Consider the following 15639-nt stretch of genomic DNA (forward strand, 5'->3'; position numbering starts at 1 on the left):
ACGAAGGGGGTTGTGCGCGCATCTCCGCGGGCCGAGGCAGGGCTCAGGGCGTGACCGGGGCCGGTTTCTGCAGAAAGTCGCCGACCTGCTGGACGGCCTCGGCCGCCTCGGGGTGGAACGACCAATAGATCTGGAAGGCGTGCCCCTCGACCGGGAAACTGGTGTGCCGCAGCGCATTCCCGTGCTCCTGTAGCCGTGCGACGAGCAGGTTCGTATGGCGTCCCAGCGCGTCGAACTCGCCGTACTGCACCAGGGTCGGCGGCAGGCCGCGCAGATCCGCGCACATCGGGTTGGCCTCCGGATCGGTGGCCGGGATCCCCGCCAGGTAGGCGTTCTGAAATCGCATGTGCTGCTCGATATCCGCGGGCGGATCGTCCTCCGGCGCGTAGAAATCGACGGCGGGACACATCAGGACGGTCGCGCGCGGCATCGGCAGCCCGTCGTCGCGAGCCCGTACCAGCGCCGCCAGCAGGAGCATCGCTCCGGTCGAATCACCCACCAGCGCAATCTGTTCCGGTCCTCGACCGGTGTTCAGCAGCCACCGGTAGGCGGTGAGCATGTCGTCGCGCGCGGCCGGGAAGGGATGTTCCGGCGCGAGCCGGTATTCGGGCACCAGCACCCGGGTCCGCCCGGCCTGCGCGACCGCGCCCGCCATGCCGCGGTAGCCGTAGGCCGACCCCATCATGAAGCCGCCGCCGTGTGCGTAGACCGCCACCGTGTCGGCGTCCCCGGCCGGAATCAGCTGAATGCCCGGCACTCCGCCGGCGTTCACCGGCTCGAGCGTGACGCCTTCGGGCAGCGGGAACTCCGCGTGCATGGCCTCGAAGGCCGATCGCATGGGCGCGAGGTCGCCGTTGAAGGTGTCCTCCACCGGACTCCACAGCCGGTCCATGCGCGCGGTGAGTTCCCCGCCCGCCGCGCGGGCCGCCATCAGCGCACCGTCCAGGTCGGCGAGCACGTCGCGGGTCCGATCCAGGAGCGCCGCGCCCGCCGGGGTGAGGCCCACGCTGCGGGTATTGCGATGGAACAGATCGCAGCCCACCAGCTTCTCGAACGAGCGGATGGTCCGGCTCAGCGCGGGCTGGGTGACATACAGCCGCTGCGCCGCGCGGCCGAAGTTCAGTTCCTCGGCGACCGCGACGAAGGCGCGCAGGTGCCGGAGTTCCACGCCCTCGGGGGTCTGAGGTAGCGGCTCGACCATGGCCCGAGTATGCCCCTCCCGCATTCATGCCGCAGCGGCATCGCTGTCTTGCTGACCCGGCAATTCCTTGGGCTTCTCAAAACTGCGACCGTAGACGCATGGGAAAAATTGTTGCAGGGCAGTACCTTTCACTCGACGGCGTGACGGAGAGCGGCTGGACCGGTCTCAGCCCGTCGATCTCACCGACCGACCCCCACACCGGGGCCTATTTCAACGACGCGCAGGTACAGCAGGCGGTCGGCGAGCTGATGGCGGGCAATGACGCCATGCTGCTGGGCCGCACCACCTACGAGAACCTGAAGATGTTCTTCACCACCCAGTCCGGCCCGTACTTCGACGCGGTGAACGCCATGCCCAAGTACGTCGTCTCCACCACCCTGGAGTCCTCGGACTGGAACAACACCACGATCCTGCGGGACAACCTGGTCAAGGAGATGACCGCGCTCAAGGACCGGCACAGCCAGATCGGCATCGGCGGCAGCGGCACCCTGATCCGCTGGCTGATCGCCGAGGACCTGCTCGATGAGCTGCTGTTGCTGGTGTTCCCGCTCATCCTGGGCGGTCCGGGAGCGCGGTTGTTCACCGCGGATCAGCTGCCCGCCACCTTCACCCTCACCGATTCCCGCCCGCTGGACTGCGGTGTGGTGGCGCTGACCTACTCGCGGCAGGCGCAGGCATGACCCGCCGCGTCACCGCCAACGTCTACGTCTCCCTCGACGGCGTGGTGGAAGCGCCGGAGAACTGGCACTTTCCGTACCACGACGAGGCCACTCAGGAGGCGGTGATGGCCGGTCTGCGTGCCGCCGACACCCTGCTGCTGGGCCGCAAGACCTACGACATTTTTGCGGGGGCCTGGCCGGACCGCGACGGCGAGATGGCCGACTGGTTCAACCTGACGCCGCGGCTGGTGGTGTCCTCGACGCTGCGGGATCCGGACTGGAAGGGCACCACGGTGCTCGCTCCGGAGCGGCTGGTCGAGGAGCTCACCGAGCTCCAGGCTGCACCGGGTCTCGCGATCGCGGTGCACGGCAGCATCAGCCTGGTGCGGACACTGCTCGAGCATCGACTGCTCGACGATCTCACCCTCATGGTGCACCCCCTCGTGGTGGGCTCGGGCGAGCGGCTGTTCGCCGACATCGGCCCCCGCATTCCGTTACGCCTCTCCGCCGCAACCACTTTCGGTAGCGGTATCCAATCCCTGACTTACACGAAGGACATCTGATGGAACCCACCAAAGGCATCGTCGACTCCAAGGACGGCACCGCCATCGCCTACACCCGCTACGGTTCGGGCCCGGTCGTGGTACTCGTCGACGGCGGGCTGGCCGCGCAGGAATTCGGGCCGAACAAGTCACTGGCCGAGGAACTTTCGAGCAAGTACACCGTCTACACCTACGACCGCCGGGGCCGCGGTGACAGCGGCGAAACGCTGCCGGTCGACATCGAGCGCGAATACGAGGATCTCGATGCCGTCGTCGACCTGGCCGGGGAACCGGTGATGCTGTACGGCATCTCGTCCGGTGCCGGCATGATCCTGGACTACCTGCGCAGCGGGCGGACGGCTCGCAAGGTCGCGCTCTACGAGGTCCCGTTCGTGGTCGACGCCACCCGCCCGCCGCTGCCCGACGATTACATCGAGCATCTGCATGCGCTGCTGGCGCAGGGCAAGAACGGCGACGCGATCAAGTACTTCATGCGCCAGGGTGTGCGCCTGCCCGCGCTGCTGGTGGCCGCGTTCCCGCTCTTCCCGGGCTGGAGCCACCTCAAGACGGTGGCCCCGACCATGGCATACGACATCCAGTACGTGGAGCAGTTCCAGCGCGGGCACAAGCTGCCCGCGGATCGCTGGACCCAGCTCGGGGCTCCGGTCATCGTGATCGCGGGCAGCAAGAGCCCGGCCTGGATGCGCAATGCCAATGAGGCACTGGCCCAGGCGATTCCGGGTGCGAAGCACCAGGTGCTGCCCGGCCAGACTCACCTGGTCAAGGCTCCGGTTCTGGCGCCCGCACTGATCGAATTCTTCGGCTGACCCTTACTCCGATTACCCGGGGCCCACCAGTTGGCGGGCCCCATCAGCTTGACCAGGGCCGGTACCAGCAGCATGCGGACCAGGGTGGCGTCGATGATCAACGCGATCACCATGCCCAGGCCGAGGAACCGCATCGGGGTGAGCGGCGAGAGCGTGAACGCCCCGGTAATCAGCACGAGAAGCGTTGCGGCGGCGGTGATCACGCGCGCCGTCTGGACGGTTCCGACACGAACGGATTCCTCGGTGTCCGCCCCGGCGTCGTGCGCCTCCACCATGCGCGAGAGCAGGAACACCTCGTAGTCGGTGGACAGGCCGAACACCACGGCGATGATCAACACCATCATGCCCGCCGACAGCGGACCGACGCTGATGTGCAGCACGCCCGCCAGGTGTCCCTGATCGAAGATCCAGGTCAGCACCCCGAAGGTGGCCGTCAGGCTCAGGAACGCCATCAGTACGGCCTTGAGCGGCAGCACGATCGAGCGGAACGCCAGGGCCAGCATGAGCAGCGTGACCGCGACCATGACCGCGATCATGAGCGGCAGCCGGTCCAGGACGGCGGCGATGCTGTCGACGGTACTGGCGCTCTCCCCGCCGACGCGCAGGTCCAGCCCGTCCGGGTGCAGTGCGCGCAGGTCGCGCACGATGTCCTGGGCGCGCGGCGAGCGGTCCGGGGCGGCGAGCGCGGCGTGGATGACGGTGGTGTTGTCACGCGTGTCCAGCGCCGTGGCCTGCCGGACGCCCTTCACACCGCTGATCTCGCGCAAAGCCGTGCTGATGGCCGCCGGAGTCGGTGTGCTGCCGTCGGCTTGGCGCAGCAGGACGGTCGCGCCGCTGTTGGCGGACGGGAAGTGCGCGCTCAATTCGTCGACGGCGGTGCGGGTTTCATTGCCCGCGGGCAATGCGGTGTGGTCGATGTCGCCGAGCCGGACGCCGGTCAGCGGTGCGGCGAGGACCAGCAGGATCGCGCCGACCGCGATGGCCACGGTGCCGGGACGCCGCATGACAGCGGTGACGACCCGTCCCCAGAAGCGTTGTGCGCGTTCCTCGGATCGATCGAAGGCGTCCGCGCGCCAACTCCACTTGCCGATGCGCGGGCCCAACAGGGCCAGAATCGCGGGCAGCGCGGTCACCGAGAGCAGAGCGGCCAGACCGACCGCCGCGATCGCGCCGATGCCGAGCGAGCGCAGAACTGCGAGCGGGAAGACGAAGGTGCCCGCGAAGGCGCACATGAGCAGCAGCGCCGAGAACAGCACCGTGCGCCCGGCGGTGCGCAGACTCGCGGTCACCGCCTCCTCGGTCGAGCCGCCCTGCCGCAACTCCTCGCGGAACCGGCCGACAATGAAAAGCCCGTAGTCGATGGCCAATCCGAGCCCCAGCAGCGACACCACGTTCATGGCGAACACGCTGACCTCGGTCAGCCGCGCCGTGATCCCGACCGCGCCCAGCGCGCCCACCACCGACAGCGTGCCGATGAGCACCGGCAGCGAGGCGGCCACCACGCCGCCGAACACCAGCACCAGCACCAAGGCGGTCAACGGAATCGAGATCGATTCGGCCAGTACCAGATCGTGCCGCGACTGATCGCTGATGGTGTCGGCGAGCGCGCTGTACCCGGTCAACTTGGTGTCGAGCCCCGGAACCCGCAGCGCAGCAGCAATTTTCGGATACTCCGCGACCCGCTGATTGTCATTGCCCGCCGAGAACACCACGGCGACCGCCTGCCGGCCATCCGTCGACCGCAGGTACGAGGATCGTGGACTGTTCCAGAAGCTTTCGACCGGCCGATCCAGCAGCGCCGGATCGATCTTCCCGATCGCGGCCGTCACCTGCGGCCCGATATCGGCCAGCGACTGCCCCTCCGGCGCGGTGTAAATGGCGATCACATCCGGGTTCTGCGGCCCCAGCCGTTCGGTCACCCATGCGTCCACCGACGCGGCTTCCCCCTTCGGCACCACGAACCCGGCCGAACTCACCCGCTGCTGCAACCCGGCCGCGAACAGCCCGAGTCCCAGCGCGAACAACACGGCGACCACCAATACGGTCTTGGGCCGAGCCACCACAACCCGAGCCCAGGCGGCAATAGGCCCACCCGGCTCAACGGCCGCGGCGACCTCCGGCGAACTGTCGACGACGGTCATGAGGCACTCCGATCCTGTGGAAGATGCAGCTGCTCTTCGTCATTCCGGCGTGCTTGTGGCCGGAATCCACTCGAGCCGGTGGTGTCGTTGCGGGTGTGGATCCCGGCCAAGGGCACGCCGGGATGACGGTGGTGGCTGCCCGGCCCAGCGGGCCGAGGGCCAGCCGACAGCGGGTCGGCCGGTCAGCGGGTTGTCGTCGAATTGGTCGGCGTCAGTTCGCTTTCCAAGGTGCGGACGATGCGGTCGAGCAGGGCGTCGAGGCGTTCGGGGATGCCGCGGCCGTTGCGGACGGAGACGGTGAGTTCGGTGCGGCCGCCGCATTCGGTCATACCCATGAGCAGGGGCATGGCGACGCTGTGCTGGGGCATGACCTTGATGGCGGTGGGGGCGAAGCCGGGGACCGCGAGCGCGTCGAGGTCGTAGCGACCCATGTGGGAGACGGTGGCCGACGCCAGGTTCCGGCCGGTGCGCGCGCCCAGGACGTTGAGGGTGCGCAGCAGGCCGCGACCGGCCGCCTGGGGCAGGTACTTCAGGCCGCCGTTGTCCATCTGGTTGAGCTCGAGGTTGCCCTTCAGCCCCGCGCGCTTGATCTCGTTGAGCTGCTTCCAGTCCATGCCGGGCCGCACATCCAGGAACAGCGGCAGCGCGAGATTGGCGGTGGAGCGCAGCGCCGGATCGTGGCGGCGGATATCGACGGGGATCATGATGCGCGAGAGCGGCCCGCCCTCGTCGGCCAGCAGCGCCGCCACCCGCATGAGCGCGCCGGACCCGGTGGCGTGAATGGTGCGGGTGCGCAACAGATGCCGGTGCTCACCCGGATCCTGGCGGCCGTGCCCGAGCGCCGAACGGAACTTCGGCAGCATGAGCGTGGGCCGACCCGGAGCGCCGACCTTGCGCACCAGTTCGGCATCCGCGATCGGGTCCGGTGCGCCGAGAGGCTCCTCGCCGCGCAGCACCCGCAGCACGTCGGTGGCCCACATGACCATGCCCATGCCGTCCATGACGCCGTGGAAGACCCGGAACACCAGGGTGGTGGGAGCGCCGGTGAGCAGCAGCACCTCCACCGTGGATTCCGGGGTTGGCCCGATCGGGCTGGTGAGCACCGGATCCGCTTCCAGCGCCGGGTATTGCAGCGCGTGATCGACGACGCGCACGTCCGGCGCGACACCGCTGTCGACCCACTCCTTCCCGGCGCGGACCAGGCGCGCACCGGGATTCGCGGCGGCCGCGGTGGCGACCGCGGCCCGCAACGCCTCCGGTTCGATGCTGCCCTCGCCCTCCACCACCAGCTGCATCAGAAACGGCGGAGCCAGGTCCCGCATGGGGAAGTAGATGAGTTCGGTGGGGGAGATGGGACGGCGGAACATGTGCCTACCTGCCTAGATCTTCTCGTTGAGAGCCACTACGCCGCCCTGGGTTTCGAGCCACGCCAGGAAATCGGCGAGCCCGGTGTCGCGGTCCACGATCGCCCGGTAGCCGAAATCGTGTGCGGCGGCGGTGGTGTCGTAGGTAGCGGTGCGGGTCATCAAGGCCACCACATAGCGCGACAGCGGCGGTGACCAGCGGGTGGCGACGAACGGTATGCGCCACACCGTTTCGATGGCGGCCACGATCGCGTTCAGCACGCGCGGATTCGGCTGCCGGGTCGGCTTCGGATAGCCCAGACCGGTGGCGACCTCACCGAGGAAGCCCCACACGTCGGTCTGCTCGGCATCGGCGATGAAATACGGCTTGCCGCCGACATTCTCGGACCGCGCGGCCAGCACGCACGCCTCGACGATGTTCTCCACGTGGCACAGCGAGGCTTCGACCTGCTTGCCGTAGGACAGATCTGGCAGCGTGCCCTCCGCCGCGCGCCCCAGCAGCCGCACGATCGGGCCGGACCGGTCGCCCGCACCCCAGATGGCCCGCGGACGCAGGGCACAGGTGGCGAATTCCGCTGTGTTGGAAGCCAACACGAGGCGTTCGGCCTCGGCCTTGGTCTCCGAGTACAGGTTCAGGTACCGCTGCGGGTACGGCACCGATTCGTCGATGTTCACCTGGTCGCCGCCGTCGCGGTCCATCAACGCACTGGGGCTGGAGATGAATACGAATCGCGAGGTCCCGCTGCGCTTGGCTGCGCGCACCAGATTCTCGGTGGCCGTGACATTCTCGGCCACGAACTGCGCGCGGGTGCCGCGATCGTCCACCCGGGCGGCGCTGTGGAAGACCACATCCACGCCCTTGGTGGCGCGTTCCAGCGAGACCTGGTCGGTGAGGTCACCGGTGATGATCTCGATCTGGTCGATCACCTCGTAGAGGTCGCGCAGATTGCTGGTGGCCCGGGCCAGAATGGCCACCTCGTAGTCGCCGTCGCGGACCAGGCGGCGCACCAGCGCCCCGCCCAGGAATCCGGACGCACCCGTCACCAGTGCCTTCACGCCGCCTCCTGAGTTTTCCACCACGTGATTCCGAAGATCTGCGTCATGGCCGCCGTCTTCACCGGCGAATGATCCGTTCCCGCCGTGGCTTTCAGCGCCGCCGGGATCTGCGCCGCGTGCACCACGATGCTGAGGAACGCGTCGATCCAGAACACCGCCCGCAGCAGCCGATTGGCGGGTGCGCGATCGCCCGCCGCCAGCAGTAGACCCAGGGCCAGGTACAGCCACCCCAGTACCGGAATCGCCCGCAGCACAGTCACCTTCATCGTCCATCCACCTTCCCGAGCTGCTCCGCCGCCCAGACCGCGAGTTGTTCGCGGCCGATCTTGGCATTGTGGCGGATGTCGACCGGGAACTTCGGGTGGAACAGGAAGGTGGAAACCGGTGCGGTGACCTCGAATTCGGCCGCGCGCTTGCGCAGTTCGGCGATCAGCACGGTGTGATCCGCGCCCGGCAGCGCCTCGACGCAGAGCACCGGCAGCTGGGTGCCGCGCGTGCCCACACCCACCAGCGCGGTGCGCGCGATGCCCGGCAGCGGATTGAAGACCTGCTCGACCTGCACCGAGAACATCGGCCCGTCGGCGGTCGAGAGCCGCTGACTCTTGCGGCCGCAGAACCAGATCCGGCCCTCGCCGTCGATCCAGGCCAGGTCGCCGGTGCGATGCCACACCACGTCGCCGTCGCGGATCTTGCCCGCCAGGTTCGCCGCTTCCGGCCAGTAGTAGCGGGTGCTCACATTCGGCCCGGAGACCACCAGCTCGCCGATCCCGCGGGTGCCCACCAGTTCGGTCTCACGGGCCTGGACCTGCGCCCAGGTGGGCAGCGGATCGTCGGTGATGGCGACCAGTTGCGCCCGCACGCCCTCGGCGGGCTGTCCCACACAGGTGCCGTCGCCCAGCTGGGCGCGCTCGGCCAAACCGTCCAGGAGTTCCCGGGATTCGATGGTGGACATGGGCAGCGCCTCGGTGGAGCCGTAGCCCGCGTACACCTCCGCGTCCTCGGCCAGCACCCGGCGCAGCCCGGCAATGCACCAGTCCGGGACGGGCGCGCCGCCGGAGAAGATGCTGTGCAGGGTCGGGATGGGCGTGTGGTGCTGTTCGAGATGACGCAGCAGCGGGATCAGGACCGCAGGGGAGGCGAACATGGTCCGCACACCGAACCGGTTCACCGCGTCGACCACGTGCGCCGGGTCGGTGGAACCGACCTTACTGGGCACCAACGGCGGTAGCACGCACCGGGATCCGAGCAGCATGTCGAGAATCCCGACCAACGGCAGCGTGATCAGCGAGGTGCCCGGTTCCACCCGGCCGCGCGCGGCATGCACCTGCTCGACCATCGAGCTGAGGTTGCCGTGCGTCATCTCCACGGCCTTGGCGGGCCCGGTGCTGCCGGTCGTGTAGGCGATGAGCAGCAGTTCCTCATCAGGTGCCGGGACCCGCTCGCGCAGGGTGAAGGCGTCGAACGGGGCGCGATGCTCAGCGCTCGATCCGGCGGTCTTCAAGGTGGCCAGCAGTTCGTCCAGGCGCGCAGCGACTTTGGCGCTGCGCGGCCCGGCCGCTTCCAGCTCGGACCGGAGCCGGTCGCCGAGGCGGCCCGTGGTCACCGGTGCGTCCCAGTCGCGCAGGGTCGGGCCGCCCCAGAACCAGCGCGGGCCGACGGTGAGAGTCACCCGCACCTTCCGGAAGTACTTGCCGAACAGCACCCGCGCCGCGTGCGCCTGCGGAATCCCGATGAAGGCTTCGGCGTCGGCGGCGCGCAGGCAATTGAGCATCTTGCGCAGGCCCATGCCGGGATCGATGACCACCGGGACGGCGCCGATCTTCAACAGCCCCAGCATGATCGCGTACAGCTCCGGGCTGGGCAGCACCAGCACGATGGTGCGGGTGCCGCGGCCCACCCCGGCGGCGGCCAGGTGCAGGCCGATGGTGTCGGACCACTCGTCGAGCTCACGGTAGGTGAGGTGGCGGTAGTCCGGGAGGCCGGAGGCGGTCTTCCCCGCGGGGTAGATCACCGCCTCACGGTCCGGATCGGCGGCCGCGACCGCGCGGAAGCGGTCGATGGCCCGCCAATAGGTTGCGGATCTCACGCCGCGGCCCCCGCGAGGGCCGGGAGGCGGTAGACGACGGCGGCGGCCGAGGGACCGGCACCGGCCGCGACGAACAGCACGTCGCGGTAGGCCCCGAGCGAATCCGCCGAGACGGCAGCGTCATACGCCAGCGGCAGCGACGCGGTGTGCGGGTCACCCTGCGACAGGTCCGGGGTGAAGACCGCATCCGGCGCGATGCCGAGTTCGGCGGCCAACAGCGCCGGGAACTCGCCGCTGGGCGTGGACGCGATGAGCGCCGTGGTGGTCTCGTCGATATCGCTGCCCGCCAGTGCGGCCCGGGCAGCCTCGGCGGCGACTGCCAGCAGCCGCTCCAGGTAGTCCGGCTCCCGCTCCACGGTCATCAGCCCGCGACCGCGGTCGCCCATGGTCTCGGCGTCCACGTAGGACTCCAGTCCGGGCGTGCCCGCGGCGGCGCGGGTGTGCACCCGGCCGAAGCCCTCGGGCTCGTCGGTCTGCTCCAGCAGCAGCGCGGCACCGGCGGTGGCGTAAGGGAATTCGTCGTCGGCGGCGGAACGGGTGAGCGACGGATGGGTGTCGCCCGACACGACCAGCACGTGCTCGGCGCTACCGGTGGCCAGCACCGCCTGCGCCACCTGCACCGCGTTGAGCACGCCCGTGCCAGCGTTCATCAGATCGAAGGAGAACGAACGCGGGTCCTCCTTCACGTAGTCCAGCCCGATGCCCGCGGCCTTCTGGATGAGCGCCGACACGGCGGGCTCGACGGTATTGCTGTCGCGGAAGATGCCCGCGTTGATCATGACGCCGACCTGCCCGGGCTCGATGCCCGCGCTTTCCATGGCCCGCTTCGCGGCCCGGCCGCTGAGCTCCACGATGCTGAAAGTGTCGGTGTCCCGGCTGATTCCGGTGGATTTGATGCGCACGCCCATGTTCGTAGACCTCAGACCTTCAGCGACGAGATGGTGGTGGACAGGAAGCCGCCGACCACGCCGGAGGCGGCCGGGATCATCAGGATCTTGGACCCGCTGGTAATGGCCTGCTGGCTCAACTGATCGTGCAGCACGATGAAATGCGAAGTGCTGGAAGTGTTTCCGTACTTCTCGATGACATTCAGGTCCGGCGGCATGGGGTGGCCGAACTCGCGCTCGGCGATGGCGTTCATGTAGGGAATCGCCGCCGCACCGAACTGGTGGTGAATGATGTAGTCGAAATCCTCGTCGGCGAAGGTGATCCCGCGCTCTTCCATGAAGTTGCGCTGGGTGTCGGTCCACAGCAGGAACCGCGCCTCGTTGTGCATCTTGCGGTTGTCGGTGTAGAGCGCCACGCCGTTGGTCTTGTCGCTGGGCATGCCCAGGCACAGGTGCGAGAACTCCGACGCGGTGGTCAGTTCGATGTAGTGGATCTTGTCGTTGTCGTCGACGGCCTCGTCGAGCACCACGCACGCGCCGGAATCGCCGACGGTCAAAGACGCGAATTGCAAATCGTATTTACTGGAAATCTCATTCACGGCCGTTTCCGCAATGGGAGTAATGGCCTCGCCGCTCACCACGATGCCGCGTTTCACGGCACCGCTGCGAATCATGCGGTCGAGAATGTAGACGCCACTCATCATGCCCGCGCAGGCATTCGAGAGATCGAAGGCGATGACATCCTCGCGGGCCCCGATGGCCCGCCCGATCGCGCCGGCGAAGGACGGCTCCATGTACATCTTGGTGCCGTGCTTGCTGCGCGTGATGGAGGTGGAGATGATGACGTCGAGATCGCCTGCGGCATAGGATGACCTGGACAGACTGTCCTCGACGGCCTTCATGGCCAGCACGAAGGAGTCTTCCCGGCTCTCCGGCCGGTTGTCGCGGAAACGCCGTTCCTTGACGCCCGTGATTCGTTCGAGATCGAACTCGGGGACTTCCTTCAATTGCGAAAGCAATTCGGCTGTGGTGACACGCTTCTCGGGCAGATAAGCGCCGATGGACTCGAATCGAGATTGCGGCACAGGGGACTCCTGGAACTAGGAAGAAAAGTGAACGTCAAGCTCGGATGAAATGAGGCTACCCGAGAGTAACTAACCCTGGGAACTCGGGCGTTCCGTGTATCTGTCTGAGACGAATGATGAACGCGCGCTTAGTGTTACCGCCGGTGCCGCACAGATTTTCGGCCCAGCCGCCGCGGTCATCCGGGCGCTGATATGGGCATAAGGCATCCGCCGGGCGCGGTGGGCAACACCTGGCTATCTGACGTTATGTGTCATCGATATGGCACGGGCGTGACGAACCGGGGGTTTCGCTGTGAGTGACTTCACCCCGGTACGCCGAAGTACTGCCCCGCCTGCGTTGTGGTGCGCAAACTGTCTGAGCGACAGTGCATTTCGCTCAGTCGCGGGGCGGTAATCCCAGCACCGCGACAACGAACTCGACGAACAGCGGGGCCAGTTCGGGCACCCGGTGCGCACCGTCGGCCACGATCACCCGGCGGGTGCGTTCCCCGATGGCGTCGGGAATCAGTTGGAAGAGTGCATCGGTGATCAACGGCAGGCTCGGATCCGTCGCCCGCGCCTGGGCGTAGAACACCCGGTACAGATCGGCGAAGCGATCCACCGCCAGATCGCGCAGCGCCACCGACTCCTGATCCACCTTGAACGCGTCGACCAGCATCAGGCGCGCGAAATCCGGTTCGGAGGCCACGGTTTCGCAGAAGGTCACCACGATCGACTCGATGCGCTCGTGCGCCCCGGCGTCGGTCGGCAGCTGCCCGAGCTCCTCGGCGATGCGGGTCGCGATGATGTCGGATCCGGTGCGCACCGCCTCCACGAAGCAGTGCTCCTTGTTGCTGAAGTGCTCGTAGAAGGTGCTGCGCGAAACCCGGGCGCGGGCCACGATGTCCGACAGCGTGGTGGCGCCGTAGCCCTTGGCCTCCACACATTCCACCATCGCCTCGAGCAGTCGCCCGCGCTGGGAGGTGAGCACCGCGTTGCGGGCGGCCCGATGTCGTTCCTCGAAATGTGTGCGCTGCAGGGTGGTTCCATTCGGTTCGTGAGCCGTCGTCCAAGCCTGCTTGTCGCGCATTCATTCCTCCGTTACTGAACCGCGTCCCCTTCAGATCGTCATTATCGTCAGGTCGCGGGTGTGCCGCCGGGGCGGCATTGCGGGCAGGTGACCTCAGTCGTGCCGGCCGGGGTGTTCGTTTACCGCTGCGGCAGCCGCAGCACCGCGAAGGCGAAGTCTCGCAGATCCGGAATATGTTGCGGCAGTTGGTCTATCTCGCCGCGCTCCACCAGCCGCCGGGTGCGTTCGGCAATGGCGTCGACGATCAGCGCCAGCTGCGCGTCGCTCACCCGCGGCACCACACCGGATTCCGCGCGGGCCCGCTGCTGAAAGTCGCTGTAGAGCGCGGCGAACATATCCAGCGACGCGTCGTGCCGCGTCACCGCCGCCCCGCCCGCCTTGATCGCCTCGACCAGTACCAGCCGCGACAGCTGTGGCTCCGCCACGATCACCTCGCAGTAGGTGATCAGCGAATTCTCCACCAGCCCGCGCACATCCGGATGCTCGAGCCGCGCCATCTCCTCGCACAGCCGCGTGTACAGCAACTCCGCCCCCGCCTCCACCGCCGCCACGAAGCACTCCTCCTTGCTGCCGAAATGCTCGTAGAACGTGCTCCGAGAAACCCGAGCTCGCCCCACGATGTCGGTCAAGGTGGTCGCGCTGTACCCCTTCACCTCCACACACTCGCTGATCCCCTCCAACAGCCGCCCCCGCTGCGAGATCAACAGCGCCTCCCGGGTCGCCCGATGCCGATCGGAACACCCGTCCCCGTGCGGTGCCGACTCGTCCTCCATCTCGATAGCGCCCATAGGCACATCGTTGCATTGCCACTGCAACTTGCCCGCATCGGGCCGGTCCGCCTCGAAGAGGGCGCGAGTTCTGCCCCCGCCGTAGGCTGACGTCGGCGGGGAGTTGGATCTCGACCGCCGCTTCGGTAGAAATTGCGGAGAGATTGCTGGATCCGCGAGGGGCAGCGTGAGTCAGGAGGAAACCGACACGTGGTGACCGGTGAGATCGCACCCGTCCCGGAACAGCCCCTGCTCGGATTGTTCATGCGCTACCGCCGCGAGAGCCTGGGGCTCACGCAGGAGGAGGTCGCGCGCCGCATGTTCGTCAGCGTCTCGCTGTATCGCAAGCTGGAGAGCGGCGAGCGCCCCATGTCCACGGACCGCCTGGCCGACTGGAGCGTCGCGATGGAGGCGCCGGAGTGGTTGCTGCGCAAGATGGTCTCGGTGGCGCTGCCGAAGCTGACCTCCGTCGAAGCGGGGGTGTGGCCACCGGCGTTGCGCGCCGAAGACATCGAACACCTGGAGTCGTTTCCCTTCCCGGCCTTCTATCACCGCGTGCCCGAGTACGAGGTGCTGGCGGCGAACGAGGCCGCGCGCCAAGTCTTTCCGTGGCTGCTGCCCACCGCCGAGGACGCCGATCGGCCCACCAATGTCATCGTGCAGATGATGACCACCCCGATCGCCCGCGAGGTGCTGATCAACTGGGAGTTGATCGTGCACCGCCTGCTGTTCGTGCTGCGGGTCAATGCTCCCGGCAGTGTCGCCCCGGAACGCCTCGCCCAGATCGTCGACGCCTGCCGGAGCAACCCGGACTTCGAGCGCTTCTGGAACACCGATATGAGGGAGGAGGATTGGAACGACTCCCTGGTGCGGGTGCGCGACCCGAAGACCGGCGGTGAGCTGCACCTGACCATGCGCTCCTACAACGCCTGGCATCCCGATAACTGTCCCTACCAGCTGTTCATGCTCACGCCGCGCGCACAGAGCCGGGACGCATGATGTCCGGAGCCTGGGAGCTGCCGCCCGACCAGCCGATGGTCGGGACGTATATGCGGTATCGGCGCGAGACGCTCGGCATCACGCAGGAGGAAGTCGCGCGGCGGATGTTCATCAGCGTGTCCCTCTACCGGAAGCTGGAGAACGGGGAGCGCGTCGTGTCGGCCGAGCGGCTGGGGGACTGGTGCGCCGCCATGGACGCGCCGCTGTGGCTGCTCGAGAAGATGGTCTCGCTCGCCATGCCCAAGGCTTCGCGCCTGTCCGTCGGCAGCTGGCCGCCGGATCTGCGGCAGGAGGACCTCGACCACCTCGAAGCGCTGCCGGTCCCCGCCTTCTTCCACCGGTTCCCGGAGCAGGAGGTGCTCGCGGCCAACAGCGTTGCGCTCGCGGGCTTTCCGTGGCTGGCGCCGGCGAGTCCGGATGCCGAGCGGCCGGTGAATGTCATCGAGCAGTTCATGACCATCCCCGAGGCCCGCGAGCTGATCGTCAACTGGGAGACCGTCGTTCGCCGACTGCTGTTCGGCCTGCGCGTCATGTCGCCGGGGGTGGTCGATCCGGTGCGGCTCGCGCAGATCCTGGATACCTGCGGGACCAACCCGGACTTCGATCGGCTCTGGAGCTCCGGTATGAGCGAGGAGCTGTTCAACGATTCGCTGGTGCAGGTCCGCTTTCCCGGGATGGACGCGCCCGTGAGCTTTACGATGCGCTTCTACAACGCCTTTCACCCGCGGTGCGGCTACCAGCTGTTCGTGCTCACGCCGCGTGCGCCCGGCACTCCCACCGTGGATCCGCTCGCCGTCCACTGACTGTGACACCCGTCGCCGACCAGGCCCCCCGGTCAGCGCGAGTGCCCCAATTCGTGCCGCCTCCGCGGGTTGACCGGCACCGCAATCGGCCAGGATGCTGATTCGGCGAGATCAACTCCTGCCCGATCCGATTCCGCGGATCGGGCAGTCGTG

15 protein-coding genes are annotated in these 15639 nt (G+C 67.8%); 5 read left to right on the plus strand and 10 right to left on the minus strand.

Going from position 1 to position 15639, the window contains the following annotated elements:
• Positions 1-43: 43 nt before the first annotated feature.
• Entirely contained in the window at positions 44-1201 is a 1158-nt protein-coding gene (locus ACYVN4_RS00105) for an alpha/beta hydrolase fold domain-containing protein (RefSeq protein WP_460717140.1), read from the minus strand.
• 98 nt (positions 1202-1299) lie between these two features.
• Between ACYVN4_RS00105 and ACYVN4_RS00110 the strand changes: the two genes are divergently transcribed.
• Genes ACYVN4_RS00110 through ACYVN4_RS00120 form a run of 3 tightly spaced genes read left to right on the plus strand, consistent with a single transcriptional unit; the run spans position 1300 to position 3229 of the window.
• Positions 1300-1881 (plus strand): dihydrofolate reductase family protein, encoded by a 582-nt coding sequence (locus ACYVN4_RS00110; RefSeq protein WP_460717141.1) that lies wholly within the window; start codon positions 1300-1302, stop codon positions 1879-1881.
• Positions 1878-2423: a dihydrofolate reductase family protein gene (locus tag ACYVN4_RS00115; protein WP_460717142.1), complete on the plus strand. Its 546-nt coding sequence runs from the start codon at positions 1878-1880 to the stop codon at positions 2421-2423. Before ACYVN4_RS00110 ends, ACYVN4_RS00115 begins: the two co-directional genes overlap by 4 nt.
• Positions 2423-3229, plus strand: a complete 807-nt coding sequence (locus ACYVN4_RS00120; protein WP_460717143.1) for an alpha/beta fold hydrolase — start codon at positions 2423-2425, stop codon at positions 3227-3229. Before ACYVN4_RS00115 ends, ACYVN4_RS00120 begins: the two co-directional genes overlap by 1 nt.
• Here ACYVN4_RS00120 and ACYVN4_RS00125 read toward each other — a convergent pair.
• The 9 genes from ACYVN4_RS00125 to ACYVN4_RS00165 form a co-directional block, all read right to left on the minus strand.
• Positions 3175-5313 carry an MMPL family transporter gene (locus ACYVN4_RS00125; protein ID WP_460718311.1) on the minus strand — a complete coding sequence of 713 codons (2139 nt, stop codon included), beginning with the start codon at positions 5311-5313 and terminating at the stop codon, positions 3175-3177. The genes ACYVN4_RS00120 and ACYVN4_RS00125 overlap by 55 nt on opposite strands.
• 239 nt (positions 5314-5552) lie before the next feature.
• Entirely contained in the window at positions 5553-6737 is a 1185-nt protein-coding gene (locus tag ACYVN4_RS00130; RefSeq protein WP_460717144.1) for a peptide synthetase, read from the minus strand.
• A 12-nt stretch (positions 6738-6749) separates the two neighbouring features.
• Positions 6750-7790 (minus strand): NAD-dependent epimerase/dehydratase family protein, encoded by a 1041-nt coding sequence (locus ACYVN4_RS00135; protein ID WP_460717145.1) that lies wholly within the window; start codon positions 7788-7790, stop codon positions 6750-6752.
• Entirely contained in the window at positions 7787-8056 is a 270-nt protein-coding gene (locus tag ACYVN4_RS00140) for a hypothetical protein (RefSeq protein WP_460717146.1), read from the minus strand. The genes ACYVN4_RS00135 and ACYVN4_RS00140 overlap by 4 nt, the downstream gene beginning before the upstream one ends.
• Entirely contained in the window at positions 8053-9876 is a 1824-nt protein-coding gene (locus tag ACYVN4_RS00145; RefSeq protein ID WP_460717147.1) for a fatty acid CoA ligase family protein, read from the minus strand. Before ACYVN4_RS00145 ends, ACYVN4_RS00140 begins: the two co-directional genes overlap by 4 nt.
• The gene (locus ACYVN4_RS00150; RefSeq protein ID WP_460717148.1) at positions 9873-10784 is read right to left on the minus strand and encodes a hypothetical protein; all 912 of its coding nucleotides are present in this window, start codon (positions 10782-10784) and stop codon (positions 9873-9875) included. Before ACYVN4_RS00150 ends, ACYVN4_RS00145 begins: the two co-directional genes overlap by 4 nt.
• An 11-nt stretch (positions 10785-10795) precedes the next feature.
• A complete protein-coding gene (locus tag ACYVN4_RS00155) occupies positions 10796-11848 on the minus strand; it encodes a 3-oxoacyl-ACP synthase III family protein (RefSeq protein ID WP_460717149.1) in 1053 nt (350 codons plus the stop codon).
• Between the two features lie 376 nt (positions 11849-12224).
• Positions 12225-12917: a TetR/AcrR family transcriptional regulator gene (locus ACYVN4_RS00160; protein ID WP_460717150.1), complete on the minus strand. Its 693-nt coding sequence runs from the start codon at positions 12915-12917 to the stop codon at positions 12225-12227.
• A gap of 119 nt (positions 12918-13036) precedes the next feature.
• Entirely contained in the window at positions 13037-13705 is a 669-nt protein-coding gene (locus tag ACYVN4_RS00165; protein WP_460717151.1) for a TetR/AcrR family transcriptional regulator, read from the minus strand.
• A 192-nt stretch (positions 13706-13897) separates the two neighbouring features.
• Between ACYVN4_RS00165 and ACYVN4_RS00170 the strand changes: the two genes are divergently transcribed.
• On the plus strand, positions 13898-14683 hold the full coding sequence (locus tag ACYVN4_RS00170; RefSeq protein ID WP_460717152.1) for a helix-turn-helix domain-containing protein: 786 nt from the start codon (positions 13898-13900) through the stop codon (positions 14681-14683).
• Between the two features lie 50 nt (positions 14684-14733).
• Positions 14734-15486, plus strand: a complete 753-nt coding sequence (locus ACYVN4_RS00175; RefSeq protein WP_460717153.1) for an MmyB family transcriptional regulator — start codon at positions 14734-14736, stop codon at positions 15484-15486.
• The last annotated feature ends 153 nt before the right edge of the window (positions 15487-15639 follow it).

The sequence above is a fragment of the Nocardia heshunensis genome (assembly GCF_054782115.1).